The organism is Staphylococcus sp. SA22, assembly GCF_054165785.1.
Genome location: NZ_JBSZQY010000008.1, coordinates 1 through 15,880, shown reverse-complemented (window position 1 = coordinate 15,880; position 15,880 = coordinate 1). Strand labels below are relative to the sequence as shown.

At 32.8% G+C, this 15,880-nt stretch carries 16 protein-coding genes; all 16 read left to right on the top strand.

Going from position 1 to position 15,880, the window contains the following annotated elements; translation table 11 throughout:
- Positions 1-111: 111 nt before the first annotated feature.
- Complete coding sequence (gene alaS / locus ACXQH5_RS08345) at positions 112-2,742, top strand: alanine--tRNA ligase (RefSeq protein WP_000735809.1); 2,631 nt, start codon at positions 112-114, stop codon at positions 2,740-2,742.
- 62 nt (positions 2,743-2,804) lie between these two features.
- Entirely contained in the window at positions 2,805-3,065 is a 261-nt protein-coding gene (locus ACXQH5_RS08340) for an IreB family regulatory phosphoprotein (RefSeq protein ID WP_000426912.1), read from the top strand.
- Positions 3,066-3,068: 3 nt separating this feature from the next.
- Positions 3,069-3,497, top strand: coding sequence for a Holliday junction resolvase RuvX (ruvX, locus tag ACXQH5_RS08335; RefSeq protein ID WP_000939062.1), 429 nt, complete (start codon positions 3,069-3,071; stop codon positions 3,495-3,497).
- Positions 3,498-3,511: 14 nt separating this feature from the next.
- Positions 3,512-3,820 carry a DUF1292 domain-containing protein gene (locus ACXQH5_RS08330; RefSeq protein WP_000134779.1) on the top strand — a complete coding sequence of 103 codons (309 nt, stop codon included), beginning with the start codon at positions 3,512-3,514 and terminating at the stop codon, positions 3,818-3,820.
- Between the two features lie 284 nt (positions 3,821-4,104).
- The gene (locus tag ACXQH5_RS08325) at positions 4,105-4,743 is read left to right on the top strand and encodes an O-methyltransferase (RefSeq protein ID WP_000342260.1); all 639 of its coding nucleotides are present in this window, start codon (positions 4,105-4,107) and stop codon (positions 4,741-4,743) included.
- Positions 4,744-4,745: 2 nt separating this feature from the next.
- Positions 4,746-5,669, top strand: coding sequence for a peptidase U32 family protein (locus ACXQH5_RS08320; RefSeq protein ID WP_000137775.1), 924 nt, complete (start codon positions 4,746-4,748; stop codon positions 5,667-5,669).
- An 11-nt stretch (positions 5,670-5,680) separates the two neighbouring features.
- Positions 5,681-6,949: a peptidase U32 family protein gene (locus tag ACXQH5_RS08315; protein ID WP_000848304.1), complete on the top strand. Its 1,269-nt coding sequence runs from the start codon at positions 5,681-5,683 to the stop codon at positions 6,947-6,949.
- Entirely contained in the window at positions 6,949-7,572 is a 624-nt protein-coding gene (gene udk, locus ACXQH5_RS08310) for a uridine kinase (RefSeq protein ID WP_000648617.1), read from the top strand. Before ACXQH5_RS08315 ends, udk begins: the two co-directional genes overlap by 1 nt.
- A 27-nt stretch (positions 7,573-7,599) precedes the next feature.
- The gene (gene greA / locus ACXQH5_RS08305; protein WP_000431312.1) at positions 7,600-8,076 is read left to right on the top strand and encodes a transcription elongation factor GreA; all 477 of its coding nucleotides are present in this window, start codon (positions 7,600-7,602) and stop codon (positions 8,074-8,076) included.
- Positions 8,077-8,401: 325 nt separating this feature from the next.
- Positions 8,402-9,136 (top strand): 5-oxoprolinase subunit PxpB, encoded by a 735-nt coding sequence (gene pxpB, locus ACXQH5_RS08300; protein ID WP_000383164.1) that lies wholly within the window; start codon positions 8,402-8,404, stop codon positions 9,134-9,136.
- Complete coding sequence (locus ACXQH5_RS08295) at positions 9,126-10,136, top strand: 5-oxoprolinase subunit C family protein (protein WP_000023312.1); 1,011 nt, start codon at positions 9,126-9,128, stop codon at positions 10,134-10,136. The genes pxpB and ACXQH5_RS08295 overlap by 11 nt, the downstream gene beginning before the upstream one ends.
- Position 10,137: 1 nt before the next feature.
- Positions 10,138-10,587 carry an acetyl-CoA carboxylase biotin carboxyl carrier protein gene (locus ACXQH5_RS08290; protein ID WP_001019350.1) on the top strand — a complete coding sequence of 150 codons (450 nt, stop codon included), beginning with the start codon at positions 10,138-10,140 and terminating at the stop codon, positions 10,585-10,587.
- Positions 10,588-10,600: 13 nt separating this feature from the next.
- Positions 10,601-11,962: an acetyl-CoA carboxylase biotin carboxylase subunit gene (locus ACXQH5_RS08285; RefSeq protein WP_000942737.1), complete on the top strand. Its 1,362-nt coding sequence runs from the start codon at positions 10,601-10,603 to the stop codon at positions 11,960-11,962.
- The gene (pxpA, locus tag ACXQH5_RS08280; protein ID WP_001261799.1) at positions 11,962-12,714 is read left to right on the top strand and encodes a 5-oxoprolinase subunit PxpA; all 753 of its coding nucleotides are present in this window, start codon (positions 11,962-11,964) and stop codon (positions 12,712-12,714) included. The genes ACXQH5_RS08285 and pxpA overlap by 1 nt, the downstream gene beginning before the upstream one ends.
- An 11-nt stretch (positions 12,715-12,725) precedes the next feature.
- A complete protein-coding gene (locus tag ACXQH5_RS08275; protein ID WP_000533241.1) occupies positions 12,726-13,955 on the top strand; it encodes an NRAMP family divalent metal transporter in 1,230 nt (409 codons plus the stop codon).
- Positions 13,956-14,242: 287 nt separating this feature from the next.
- The gene (locus ACXQH5_RS08270) at positions 14,243-15,463 is read left to right on the top strand and encodes a Fic family protein (protein WP_000542305.1); all 1,221 of its coding nucleotides are present in this window, start codon (positions 14,243-14,245) and stop codon (positions 15,461-15,463) included.
- Positions 15,464-15,880: the final 417 nt, after the last annotated feature.

The following is a 15,880-nucleotide window of genomic DNA, read 5'->3' as shown; positions in this document are numbered from 1 at the left end:
TTTTAATAATAAAAAATGATATTGATTTATACTAGTTTTTCAAATCGACTATCTGTGTCATCAATTTTTATGGAATGGTAATTTAAAAACAGTAAATAGGATGTGTAAATGATGAAAAAGTTAAATGCGAGTGAAATTAGACAAAAATATCTAGATTTCTTTGTTGAAAAAGGACATATGGTTGAACCTTCTGCACCATTAGTGCCAATTGATGATGATACATTATTATGGATTAATTCAGGTGTAGCAACATTAAAGAAATATTTTGATGGACGTGAAACACCTAAAAAGCCAAGAATTGTAAACTCTCAAAAAGCTATCCGTACAAATGATATTGAAAATGTTGGTTTCACAGCGCGTCACCATACATTCTTTGAAATGTTAGGTAACTTCTCAATTGGTGATTACTTTAAACAAGAAGCGATTGAATTTGCTTGGGAATTTTTAACGAGTGATAAATGGATGGGTATGGAGCCAGATAAATTGTACGTTACGATTCATCCGGAAGATATGGAAGCATACAACATTTGGCATAAAGATATTGGGCTTGAAGAAAGTCGTATTATTCGCATTGAAGGTAACTTCTGGGATATTGGTGAAGGGCCTTCAGGACCGAACACTGAGATTTTCTATGATCGCGGAGAAGCATATGGACAAGACGATCCGGCAGAAGAAATGTATCCAGGTGGAGAAAATGAACGCTATCTTGAAGTATGGAACTTAGTATTTAGTGAATTCAATCATAATAAAGATCATAGTTACACACCATTACCTAATAAAAACATTGATACCGGCATGGGGCTTGAGCGTATGGCCTCAGTTTCTCAAAATGTACGTACTAACTATGAAACAGATTTATTTATGCCTATAATGAATGAAATCGAAAAAGTATCAGGTAAACAATATTTAGTAAACAACGAACAAGATGTGGCATTTAAAGTAATTGCTGACCACATTCGTACGATTGCATTTGCAATTTCTGATGGTGCATTACCTGCCAATGAAGGTAGAGGATATGTATTACGTCGATTGTTACGTCGTGCCGTTCGTTTTAGTCAAACGTTAGGAATCAATGAGCCATTTATGTACAAACTTGTTGATATTGTTGCAGACATTATGGAACCATATTATCCAAATGTTAAGGAAAAAGCAGATTTCATTAAGCGTGTTATAAAGTCTGAAGAAGAACGATTCCATGAAACATTAGAAGATGGTTTAGCGATTTTAAATGAATTAATTAAAAAAGCTAAAGTGACAACAAATGAAATTAATGGGAAAGATGCATTTAAATTGTATGATACGTATGGGTTCCCAATTGAATTAACTGAAGAAATAGCAGTGCAAGCAGGATTGAAAGTTGATATGACAACATTCGAGTCAGAAATGCAACAACAACGTGATCGTGCACGTCAAGCACGTCAAAATTCTCAATCAATGCAAGTTCAAAGTGAAGTATTGAAAAATATTACATCTGCAAGTACTTTTGTTGGTTATGATACTGCGACAGCTCAAACAACACTAACACACTTGATATATAATGGTGAAGAAGTTTCACAAGTTGAAGCGGGTGAAACAGTATACTTCATGTTAACGGAAACACCATTTTATGCAGTCAGTGGTGGACAAGTTGCGGATACAGGTATTGTTTATAATGACAATTTTGAAATTGCTGTTAGTGAAGTAACCAAAGCACCAAATGGTCAAAACTTGCATAAAGGAGTAGTACAATTTGGCCAAGTAAATGTTGGCGCTACAGTGTCTGCTGAAGTGAACCAAAATGATCGACGTGACATTCAAAAGAACCATAGTGCAACACATTTATTACATGCAGCGTTGAAATCAGTACTGGGTGATCATGTTAACCAAGCTGGTTCACTAGTAGAAGCAGATCGTTTACGTTTTGATTTCTCTCATTTTGGTCCAATGACTAATGAGGAAATTGATCAAGTTGAACGCTTAGTAAATGAAGAAATTTGGAAAGGTATTGACGTTAACATTCAAGAAATGGATATTGCTTCAGCTAAAGAAATGGGCGCAATGGCATTATTCGGTGAAAAATATGGTGATGTTGTGCGTGTAGTAAATATGGCACCATTTTCAATTGAATTATGTGGTGGTATTCATGTCCGCAATACTTCTGAAATTGGCTTATTCAAAATAGTAAGTGAGTCAGGTACAGGAGCTGGTGTGCGTCGTATTGAAGCATTAACAGGTAAAGCAGCTTTCTTATATTTAGAAGATATTCAAGAGAAATTTAATACGATGAAATCACAGCTGAAAGTGAAATCTGATGATCAAGTAGTCGATAAGTTAACACAATTGCAAGATGAAGAAAAAGCATTATTAAAACAATTAGAGCAACGTGACAAAGAAATCACATCACTTAAAATGGGTAATATTGAAGATCAAGTTGAAGAAATCAATGGCTATAAAGTATTGGTTACTGAAGTGGATGTACCAAATGCGAAAGCAATTCGCTCGACAATGGACGATTTTAAATCTAAACTACAAGATACAATTATCATTCTTGCAAGTAATGTTGATGATAAAGTATCGATGGTTGCAACTGTCCCTAAATCTTTAACAAATAATGTTAAAGCCGGTGATCTTATCAAACAAATGGCACCAATCGTTGGTGGTAAAGGTGGCGGTCGTCCAGATATGGCTCAAGGTGGCGGTACACAACCTGAAAATATCTCAAAATCATTAAGCTTTATTAAAGATTACATTAAAAATCTATAATTTAAAGCCATAATATTGTATGATGATAGTGAGTTATATTTGTAATTAAAGGAGTGTCGCAAATGGAAAACTTTGATAAAACAATGAAATTCGATTATGAAGAACTTCCAACACAAGATGTAAGAGATGTTTTAAATAATGTTTATCGAACATTAGATGAACGAGGATATAATGCCGTAAACCAAATTGTAGGTTATTTATTATCAGGTGACCCTGCGTATATTCCACGCCAAAATGAAGCAAGAAATCAAATTCGTCATATTGATAGAGATGTTATTATGGAAGAGCTTGTTTCTTACTATTTAAAAGAGCAAAATAAATAATTTATGTTACAACATAAAATTTTAGGACTCGATGTCGGTAGTAGAACGGTAGGAATTGCAATTAGTGATATAATGGGTTGGACGGCACAAGGATTAGACACACTCCGAATCAATGAAGAAAATAATGAATTAGGTATTGACCAATTAGTAGACATTATTAAAAAAAATAATGTGGGTACAGTCGTAATAGGACTACCTAAAAACATGAATAATTCAATAGGATTTCGAGGCGAAGCTTCGTTAACATATAAAGAAAAATTATTAAAAGCTTATCCTTCTATTGAGATTGTGATGTGGGATGAAAGATTAAGCACAATGGCTGCTGAACGATCATTATTAGAAGCAGATGTTTCAAGACAAAAAAGAAAACAAGTGATTGATAAAATGGCAGCGGTATTTATTTTACAAGGCTATTTAGATTCACTACATTAAAAGGAGATTTTACTATGACTGAACATAATCATGATTCACAATTAGAAATTAATAACGAAGAAGAATTATTAACTTTATTCGATGAAGAAGGAAATGAAGTTTTATACCGAAAAGTTTTAGAATTTTATCATCCTGAATTCAAAAAAGAGTATGTTATCTTAGCTGAAGAAGGTGCTCAATCAGATGAAGACGATATGATTGAGCTTGTACCAATGATCAATGAACCAGATGAGTCAGGTGACGGTGGTAAGTTAGTACCAATCGAAACTGATGAAGAATGGGACATGATTGAAGAAGTTGTAAATACTGAAATGGAAGAATAATTAAAAAGATTTTACTCTTGCTAACCTTAAGATGGGTAGGCAAGAGTATTTTTTTAAGTCAAGCAATGTATAAATAATTAACGCTTATAATTTTATTGAAAATATGGTAAAATATCTAAAGTTAAATTTTATATGAATGATTCGCTTCTATAAATAAAATAGCTTTGCGTCTAACACAAAATCAGTCATTTAATTGGTTGGCAAAATTATAATCAATTGTGAAGGCTGATTTATTTTATTGTCATAATCATATTGACTTATTTTACATAAAGGAAGTTTAAAACATGGATGACCTAAATAAAAAATATTTAATAGATTTACATCAACATCAAAATAGTTCAATCGAAGTTTTGCGTGAATTTGCCGAAGTAAATGAAGTGCCAATCGTAGATCGTTTAACATTAGATTTAATTAAGCAATTAATTCGTATGAATAATGTTAAAAATATTTTAGAAATTGGTACAGCAATCGGCTATAGTTCTATGCAATTCGCTTCTATATCTGATGACATTCATGTCACAACGATAGAGCGTAATGAAACGATGATTCAATATGCTAAAGAAAATTTAGCTACTTATCATTTTGAAAACCAGGTTCGAATTATTGAAGGTAATGCTTTAGAGCAATTTGAAAATGTAAATGACAAAGTTTATGATATGATATTTATTGATGCAGCAAAAGCGCAATCAAAGAAATTTTTTGAAATATATACACCACTTTTAAAGCACCAAGGTCTTGTAATTACAGATAATGTTTTATATCACGGTTTTGTATCGGATATTGGGATTGTTAGATCGAGAAATGTAAGACAAATGGTTAAAAAGGTTCAAGATTATAATGAGTGGTTAATAAAGCAACCAGGATATACAACGAATTTTTTAAATATAGACGATGGATTAGCGATTTCAATTAAAGGAGAATGACTATGACAGAATTACTTGTCACACCCAAGTCATTAAGCCATATGGAAACACTTATTGATTTAGGTGCAGATGCTTTTGTAATTGGCGAGCAAAAGTTTGGTTTAAGACTTCCAGGGGAATTCAATAGACAACAAATGACAGAGGCTGTCGCATTAGCTCACAAAAACGATAAAAAAGTATATGCGGCGGTGAATGGATTATTTCATAATTATCATTTAGATGCTGTAGAAGATTATATTAATTTTTTACATGAAATACGAGTTGACAGAATTATTTTCGGGGATCCAGCAGTAGTAATGTATGTGAAGGCGCAAGAGAATCCAATACCACTTCATTGGAATGCAGAGACGTTAGTAACTAATCATTTTCAATGTAATTACTGGGGTAAAAGAGGCGCATCAAGAGCTGTCTTAGCACGTGAGCTGAATTTGGATGAAATTATTAATATAAAAGAAAATTCAAATGTGGAAATTGAGGTGCAAGTTCAAGGAATGACTTGTATGTTCCAATCAAAGCGTATGCTACTAGGCAATTATTATACGTTCCAAGATCGTCAAATGAAAATTGAACGTCGCAATGATGAACAATCTTTATTACTTTATGATGAAGAAAGACAAAATAATTACCCAGTTTACGAAGATTACAATGGTACGCACATTATGTCACCAAACGACATTTGTTTAATTGAAGAATTAGCACCATTTTTTGAGGCGGGTATAGATTCATTTAAAATCGATGGTATTCTACAAACAGAAGAATATATTAATGTGGTAACGGAACAGTATCGTCAAGCGATAGATTTGTACAATGAAGATCCTGAAATCTATGAAGATGAGAAATTTATGTTGATGGACCCAATTGAAGAAATTCAACCTGATCATCGACCATTTGACGAAGGTTTCTTATATAAACAAACAGTATATTAAGGAGGTTAATCATGAAGACAATAGAAGAGATTAAATCAACTCCTAAAACAGTTATGAAGAAACCAGAATTATTAGCACCTGCTGGAAACTTAGAAAAGTTAAAAATAGCAGTACATTATGGCGCTGATGCCGTATTTTTAGGTGGTCAAGAATATGGATTACGTTCAAATGCTGATAATTTCACGATGGAAGAAATAGCTGAAGGTGTTGAATTTGCGAACCGTTACGGTGCCAAAATTTATGTTACGACAAATATTATTGCACATGATGAGAATATTGAAGGTCTAGAATCATATTTGCGTAATTTGGAAAAGACAGGTGCGACAGGTATCATTGTTGCAGATCCTTTAATTATCGAAACATGTAAAGAAGTTGCGCCAAAACTTGAAATTCATTTATCTACTCAACAATCACTTTCTAATTACAAAGCTGTAGAATATTGGAAAGAAGAAGGATTGGATCGTGTTGTATTAGCACGTGAGACCGGCGCGATGGAAATGCGTGAAATGAAGGAAAAAGTAGATATTGAAATCGAAGCATTTATTCATGGTGCTATGTGTATCGCCTATTCAGGTAGATGTACATTAAGTAATCATATGACTGCAAGGGATTCCAACAGAGGCGGTTGCTGTCAAAGTTGTCGTTGGGATTATGAATTATTAGAAGTTGATGATAATGGTGAACTTGATGTATTTTATAATCAAGGTGAAGTTACACCGTTTGCGATGAGTCCTAAAGATTTAAAATTAATCGAATCTATTCCTCAAATGATGGATATTGGTGTGGACTCATTAAAAATTGAAGGACGTATGAAGTCAATTCATTATATTGCAACAGTTGTCTCAGTATATCGTAAAGTCATTGATGCGTATGCGGCAGATCCTGACAACTTTAAGATTAATCCGGAATGGTTAATTGAGTTAGATAAATGTGCAAATAGAGACACTGCACCAGCATTCTTTGAGGGTACACCTGGTTATGAAGAACAGATGTTTGGTCAACAACAATCTAAAAAATCACCATTTGATTTTTGTGGTTTGGTATTAGATTATAATGAAGATACAAAAATTGCGACTATTCAACAACGAAATAACTTTAAACCAGGTCAAGAAATAGAATTCTTTGGTCCAGAAATTGAAACATTTACACAAGTAGTAGAAGCAATTTATGATGAAGAAGGTAACAGCTTAGACGCGGCGCGCCATCCATTACAAATCGTTCAAATTAAAGTGGATCGCCCGATATATCCAAACAACATGATGAGAAAGGAAATTGGCTAATGAAAGCTACTACAATCATTGGCATAGCTGGTGGATCTGGCTCAGGAAAAACAACTGTAACTAACGAAATTATGAAAAACTTAGAAGGTCATAGTGTCGCTTTACTTGCTCAAGATTACTATTATAAAGATCAAAAGCACTTGACTTTCGACGAGCGTCTAGAAACCAATTATGACCATCCATTTGCATTCGATAATGATTTATTAATTGAAAATCTTAAAGACTTGAAAAATGGTAAAGCAGTAGAAGTACCGACATATGATTATGCTAGTCATACAAGAAGTGACATTACCATTGATTTTAAACCTAAAGATGTTATTATCGTAGAAGGTATTTTCGCTTTAGAAAATAAGGTATTACGTGATATGATGGATGTTAAAATATATGTTGATACAGATGCAGACTTGAGAATATTACGCCGTTTAACACGAGATACTAAAGAGCGTGGGCGTTCAATGGACTCTGTTATCAATCAATATTTAAGTGTTGTTAGACCTATGCATGACCAATTTATTGAACCGACTAAGAAATATGCTGATATAATTATTCCTGAAGGTGGGAGCAATAAAGTTGCAATAGATATTATGACAACAAAAATTCAGTCTTTAGTTAGCAAGCAATAGTATAATTCAGTAAAGGAAGATGACAATATGGAAAATCAAAAGCAATATCCAATGACTCAAGAAGGTTTTGAAAAATTAGAGCGTGAACTTGAAGAATTAAAAACAGTTAAGCGTCCTGAAGTTGTAGAGAAAATTAAAGTTGCACGTTCATTTGGTGACTTATCAGAGAACTCTGAGTATGATGCGGCAAAAGATGAACAAGGATTCATCGAACAAGATATTCAAAGAATTGAGCATATGTTAAGAAATGCATTAATCATTGAAGATACTGGAGATAACAACGTTGTTAAAATTGGTAAAACAGTAACGTTTGTAGAATTACCAGGTGATGAAGAGGAAAGTTATCAAATCGTTGGTTCAGCTGAATCAGATGCATTTAATGGTAAGATTTCAAATGAATCACCAATGGCTAAAGCGTTAATTGGTAAAGGTTTAGATGATGAAGTTCGTGTTCCACTACCTAATGGTGGCGAAATGAACGTAAAAATTGTTAATATCCAATAAATGATCAAATAGATTGTTTAATTGCGCGATTGAAGTGTGTTAATGATACTTCGGTCGTGCTTTTTTATATTCAAAATCAAAAAATCGGACAGATGAAAAGTGAAAATTTTCCATCAGACCGATTGATAGCAGAACCTAAATTAGTGTAAGTGTTTCAATATTAACTACTCCATTTTAAAAAAGCAAAATATTTCCGAGAAAACAAATTGATTATCATTTGTTATTGTATGCGATTTGAATTACTTATTAAACAACTTGTGCTTCTCAATGATACAATGAAAAGGTATTCAATACTGTTTTATTGCAATACAAAGGGGGATTTAGAGTGGATGTAAGATTTATTAACGAGCAGACAATTATGATTTATTTTGAAAATAAAATATCTGAAGAGACATATCGAAATGTCACAGCAATGGTACGGTGGATACGAGAAAAAGAAATATTAGAAATTCAAGATATTGTCCCTTCGTATCGAGCAGTTCTAATATATTTTGATGAACAAGCTATAACACCTTCTAAATTAATTGAAAATTTAGAACTTAACAAATTTAATGAAAAAAATCTTCATGCTGTGAATCAAACCAATCGTATTATTAAAATACCTGTTCAATATGGTGGTACATATGGACCTGATATTGAAGAAGTAGCAAAGCATAATCGAATAACTGTTGAGCAAGTTATTGAAAAACATACAAATAAACCTTATTTAATATATATGCTAGGATTTATGCCTGGATTTCCATACTTAGGCGGACTTGATGAACAACTACATACACCTAGACGTAATCAGCCAAGGTTAAAAATTCATGCAGGTTCTGTAGGTATTGCGAATAATCAAACAGGACTATATCCATCAGATTCTCCTGGCGGATGGCAAATTATTGGACGCACACCGTTAAAAGTATTTAGCAGCGAGCGTGAACCAATGTCAATGTATGAAGCAGGAGAATGGATACAATTTTATGCAATAGATGAACAGGAATTTATACAAATCGAAAGAGATATATCAGATGGCAACTTTAATGTTGATGACTGGGTGGTGATCGAAAATGTCAATTAAGATTTTAAAACCAGGTCTCTTTTCAACGGTACAAGATCTAGGAAGAAAAGGTTATGAACATATTGGATTTGCAGGCGCAGGTGCCATGGATCAATTTAGTTTTAAGGTTGCGCAGTCATTAATTAACAATGATGGTCCAGCGATTGAATATACTTTGATTGGTCCTACCATTCAATTTAATACGCAAAATACATTTGTTATAACCGGTGGTAGTGTTAATGCTTCGCTAAATAATAAAACTATATCAATGAATTCTGTCATATTAGCTGAGAAAGGTGACATTTTAAAAATAGGTGCTATAACCAAAGGTGCACGCGGTTATCTTACTTTTGGTCAATCTATCAACGTACCTCCTATTGCTGAAAGTTATGCAACACATACCCGAAGCAGTATAGGAGGATTCAAAGGTAGAAAGTTATTAGCTAATGATGTAATAACAGTGAAAATAAATAATGACTTTAAAGAAAACATTGGAAAGACTATTCATTTACAGGACGATTTATTGCCAGAAAATAATATTATACACATTCTTCAAGGACCTCAATTCGAGGCATTTTCTGAAGAGGCTAGAGCGAAAATTGTAAATCATCCATATTTAATCACTGAACAATCAGACCGTATGGGGTATCGTTTGGAAGGTGACAGCGTTGCACCAATTAATCAAGCAGATATCATTTCTGAACCGGTTGCTCTTGGCAGTGTTCAAGTGCCAAATGATGGTCAACCTATTATTCTGCTTAATGATAAACAAACGATAGGTGGTTATACCAAAATTGCAACTGTATGCAAATTTGATCTGCCAAAGTTAGCACAGATGAAACCACAAGATACAATTCAATTTAAATGGATATCATTCCAAGAAGCTGTAGATAAGAATCGGGAACAAATGTCTCTGTTTAATGAAATTCTTAAGAGTCATCAAAAGACTCCAATTTTTGATACATCTAGCTTGCGACATACTTCGAAAAAATTAGCAACAATTTTAAAAGGGGATTTGTAAAATGAATATTGAAAAAATCGAACAAATAATCAAATTAGTGAAGGAAAATGATGTTAAGAAATTTAAATATAAAAATTTTGAAGTTGAAATAGAAATTGACTTCACTGACTCGAATCATTTGGCTGCACACAGTAATCAATCAAATCAAAGTATGAACAATAATGATTTGACAGCTTCAAAAGCGAATGATAACTCCAATGTTTCGACAAATGATTATCATGACATTAAATCACCAATGGTAGGTACATTCTTTTTACAAGACAGTAAAGAATTAACTGAACCAATTGTGAAAGTCGGTGACAAAGTTAACAAGGGAGATATTATAGGATATGTTGAAGCGATGAAAGTATTAAACGAGGTAACAACAGATGTTGCTGGAGAAATTACTGAAATAGTAGCTGATCACGGCACAAATGTTGAATACGACCAAGTTTTGGTACGTATTAAGTAAAGGGGGTAAGTAAATGCTTCGTTGTTTAATTGCGAACAGAGGTGAAATTGCTGTAAGGATTATAAGAGCTTGCAGAGAATATGGGATTGAAACTGTAGCAGTTTATGCAAAAGGGGACGAGCAAAGCTTGCATGTACATTTAGCAGATCAAGCTATATGTATTGGGGAAGCTAATGCTTTGGATAGTTATTTAAATATTGACCGCATCATATCTGCTGCACAAATCACTGGTGCTAATGCAATTCACCCAGGATATGGCTTTTTATCAGAATCGACAAAATTTGCTCAAACCGTTGAGGAACAAGGCATAGCGTTTATAGGGCCTACTAAAAAAACGATGGAAATGATGGGGGATAAAATAACAGCAAGACAAACAGTTCATCATGCAGGTGTTCCTGTGATTCCAGGATCAAATGGTGCTGTGAATCATGTGTCTGAAATTGAGAAGCTTGCCAAAGACATTGGTTATCCAGTTGTTATCAAAGCTGCCAGTGGCGGTGGTGGTAAAGGTATACGTATTGTAAAGAAAGCTGAAGATTTAGAAAAGGCATTTAAAGAAGCTAAAAGTGAAGGAAAAAAATACTTTGATGATGATCGTGTTTATGTTGAGGCTTTTATACCTGTTGCAAAACATGTTGAAGTTCAAGTTATGGGGGATGGGCAGGATAATTATGTACATTTAGGGGAACGTGATTGTTCTGTACAACGTAAAAATCAAAAATTAATCGAAGAATCTCCTTGTGCAGCATTAACTGAAGAAAGACGACAACAAATATGTAACGATGCTGTTAAAGTTGCACGTGCAGCAAATTATAGAAGTGCAGGTACGATTGAATTCTTAGTAACTGATACCGCACATTACTTTATTGAAATGAATGCTCGAATTCAAGTTGAACATACTGTTACAGAGATGCGAGCAGAACGTGATTTGGTTGCAGCACAAATGTATTTATTGGAACATAATCATTTACCTTTTTCACAAAGCGATATTCAATTTAATGGTCATGTGATAGAAGCGAGAATAAATGCCGAAAATCCTGAAAAGAAATTTCAACCAACACCAGGTAAAGTGACAGCGTTACATTTACCACAAGGTTTTAATGTGCGAGTCGATTCTTTACTATATCACGGTTATCAAGTTTCACCATATTATGATTCTTTAGTAGCTAAAGTAATTGTAAAATCTCATGATAGAGCTTCAGCAATTGATAAATTGAAAGCCACCTTAGATGAAATGGTGATAGATGGATTTTCTACAACTGCCGATTTTTTATATGCAGTTTTAAATTATCCACTATATCGTGATGGAGATGCAAAAGATGTTGATATTAAATTTTTAGAAAAACATCAAATTGTTAAAGGGGTGGAATTATAATGCGAGTTGATTTGAATTGTGATTTAGGAGAAGCATTTGGAAATTATTCCTTTGGTGGTGATCATCAAATTATTCCGTTAATTACAAGTGCGAATGTTGCTTGTGGTTTTCACGCTGGTGATGAAAATGTAATGAATGAAACGGTAAAACTTGCCAAAGCACATAATGTTGCAGTAGGTGCACATCCTGGTTTACCTGATTTGAAAGGCTTTGGCAGACGAAATATAGATATCTCTAACGAGGAGATTTATAATTTGATGATTTATCAATTAGGTGCATTACAAGGGTTTTGTCGCATTCATCAAGTTAAAATTAATCATGTTAAACCGCATGGTGCATTGTATCAGATGGGTGCAAAAGACAGAGAAATAGCAAGCGTTATAGCACAAGCTGTTCATGACTTTGATCCATCACTAGTGTTGGTAGGATTAGCAAATTCATATCTAATTTCAGAAGCAAAGAATGTCGGATTAATTACAGCTTCTGAAGTGTTTGCTGATAGACGATACGAAGATGATGGGCAGCTCGTTAGTAGAAAAGAAAGTGATGCTGTGATTACTGATACTGACGAAGCACTTAAGCAGGTTTTGAAGATGGTGAAGGAAAATAAAGTTATTTCAAAAAACAATAAGGAAGTAACGTTACAAGCAGATACAATTTGTGTGCATGGTGATGGAGAACATGCATTATTATTTGTTTCGAAAATTAGAGAAATTTTAATGAAAGAAGGCATTGATATTCAATCCTTATAGGGGGCTAAAAAATGGGGAGAAATTTAAAGCTTAAAAAAGAAAGTGACTTTGAATTCACAAAAAATCATAAAAGGTTATTATTAGGTTCTGTATTTTTGATGGCAACTTCTGCAATTGGGCCAGCATTTTTAACGCAAACAGCAGTATTTACATCACAATTTTTTGCAAGTTTCGCATTTGCTATATTACTGTCTATCATCATTGACATTGGTGCACAAATTAATATATGGCGCATATTAGTTGTAACTGGTTTAAGAGGTCAAGAAATATCAAATAAAGTTGTTCCTGGGCTTGGTACTGTTATCTCAATATTGATTGCATTTGGTGGTCTAGCTTTTAATATTGGTAATATTGCTGGTGCCGGTTTAGGTTTAAATGCAATTTTTGGATTAGATGTAAAATGGGGCGCAGCTATTACTGCAATCTTTGCAATATTAATCTTTGTAAGTAAAAGTGGCCAAAAAATCATGGACGTTGTTTCAATGATTCTTGGTATTGTGATGATTTTAGTTGTGGCATATGTGATGTTTGTTTCTAATCCACCTTATGGTGATGCTTTTGTGCATACATTTGCGCCAGAACATCCAATGAAATTAGTCTTGCCAGTCATTACGTTAGTTGGTGGAACTGTAGGTGGTTATATTACCTTTGCAGGTGCACATCGTATATTAGACTCTGGCATTAAAGGTAAGCAATATTTACCATTTGTAAATCAATCAGCAATTGCTGGTATTTTAACTACAGGTATTATGAGAACGTTACTATTCCTAGCGGTATTAGGAGTTGTTGTAACAGGTGTGACACTAAGTTCTGAAAATCCACCAGCGTCAGTTTTTGAACACGCAATTGGACCAATTGGAAAGAATATTTTTGGTGTTGTGTTATTTGCTGCAGCTATGTCATCAGTAATTGGCTCAGCATACACAAGCGCAACATTTTTAAAAACACTTCATAAATCACTTAACGAAAGAAGTAATTTAATTGTGATTGTGTTTATCGTTATTTCAACAATGATTTTCTTATTTATTGGAAAACCAATCAGCCTTTTAATTATAGCAGGCGCGATAAATGGATGGATTTTACCTATTACGTTAGGTGCAATTTTGATTGCAAGTAAAAAGAAATCAATTGTTGGTGATTATAAACACCCAAATTGGATGTTCATCTTTGGTATCGTTGCAGTACTTGTTACAATATTGACAGGTATATTCTCATTCAAAGAAGTACTTCAGTTATTTTAAAAGACATTTCGACTAATAGCATCACTGTAAATGTTGTTAGTATTAGGCAAGATGTATTTTGATTTCCGGTGATTCATTTATAAAGCATAATTAGATATATTTGTTGAGAGTGGTGCATGACAAATGTACTGCTCTTTTTTGTTATGATGAAAAATCTTTTTCTATTGATTGAGAAAATAGATATTTATATAGTTTTTAAAGAAAAAAAGTGATAATATTTAGCTAATCTAATGAAAATGGATTTATTGAGCTAAAAATACATTTTAAATAAGTAGAGGAGGGTGCAAATGGGTTACAGAACTTTAAAAAGTATTTTTCATGAACACAATGAAAGTAAAATGAAGGAAGAGTATATTAAAAGATTTAATTCTTTAGCTTCTTTCAATACTAATATTAATATCATACCTATGGAAAATGGAAAAAAAGTTAATGATTTGGAATATCCTCTATTCTTTATGGTGACTAAAAATCTATCAAAAAAACAAGAATTAATATCAATTAATAGTAGAAAAATTGATAGAGCACTTAATTCTTTACCATATGCAGCTAGAGAACAATATTTTAATGATTTATTAATCGATGAATTACAAAGTACTAATGAAATTGAAAATGTATTTAGTACTAAACAAGAGATTGCACATGCGTTAAATAACCAAGCATCAGAATTTCTTAAGTTCAGAGGCCTCGTGGATCAATATAAAGAGATAGAACTTAATAAAAAAATTAAAGTTGATAATGTAAGAGACATTAGAGCGATTTATGATAAATTAGTTTCAAATGAAATTAACGAACAAGATAAGTTAGATGGAGAGCTATTTCGTAAAAATTTTGTTGGTATGCATGATGGGTCAACGAATAAATATATACATGTTGGGTTACAACCTGAAACCAAAATTGTTGAATATATAGGTGAAATGCTAACATTTTTAAAATATTTTGATGCGCCTCAGCCGTTCAAAATCATGGCTAGTCATTATCTGTTTGAATATATACATCCTTTTTATGATGGCAATGGTAGAGTTGGAAGATTTATAATTGCCAAGCTCTTAAGTGATTATTATGATAATTATACTGCTTTGACATTTTCATATGTCATAAATAGAAATAAATCGAAATATTACAAGGCGTTTATGACTGCTTCAAATCATTTGAATTGTGGTGATCTGACGGAATTTATTGACACAATGCTTGAGTTATTGATAGCAGGACAAGAAAGAATACTTGATGAGTTAATACCAAAAATGGATGCGACTGAAAAATTAACGCTTTATTTAACTAGTCATTATAAACAGATAGATTATGAATTTTTGTATCTCCTTTCAATGGATAAATTGTTTGGAAATAAAAGAAATAGATTAACATTAATTGATTTAGAAAACATATTGGGAGTAGGAAGAGTAAAAATTAATAATACAATTAAAAAATTTGGTAACTACTTAGTTAAAATTAAAAGTAGACCAACAATTTATGAGATAAGTGATGAATTTCTAAATTCGATTATAAAATAAATGTAATATGTGATTCAGCTATACTTATAGTATTTGTAAGATTGCGTAATTGCTTCATTGAAAAAATATATTTGTTGAGAGTGGTGCATGACAAGTGTACTGCTCTTTTTGTTGAGTATCAGTATTGTGATGTTTTAATGCGAATATTATATGAATCATTATGAAATTTAATAAAAATAATTGAAATAATTATCATTTTTTCTGATATATTGTTAAACGGTTTGGAATTTTTAAGTTTACACTGTATTGGTTGATATAACTCAACTAATAATTGCGAACAGGGTATTTCAAATTGAAAAGTATTATGAGTGTGATACATAAATCAAAATTGTAGGCTCAAGGGAGTGGGACAGAAATGATAAAGAGCCACTAATGATTTATTATGTAGTGGTTCTTACACATTAGCCACAGCTAATG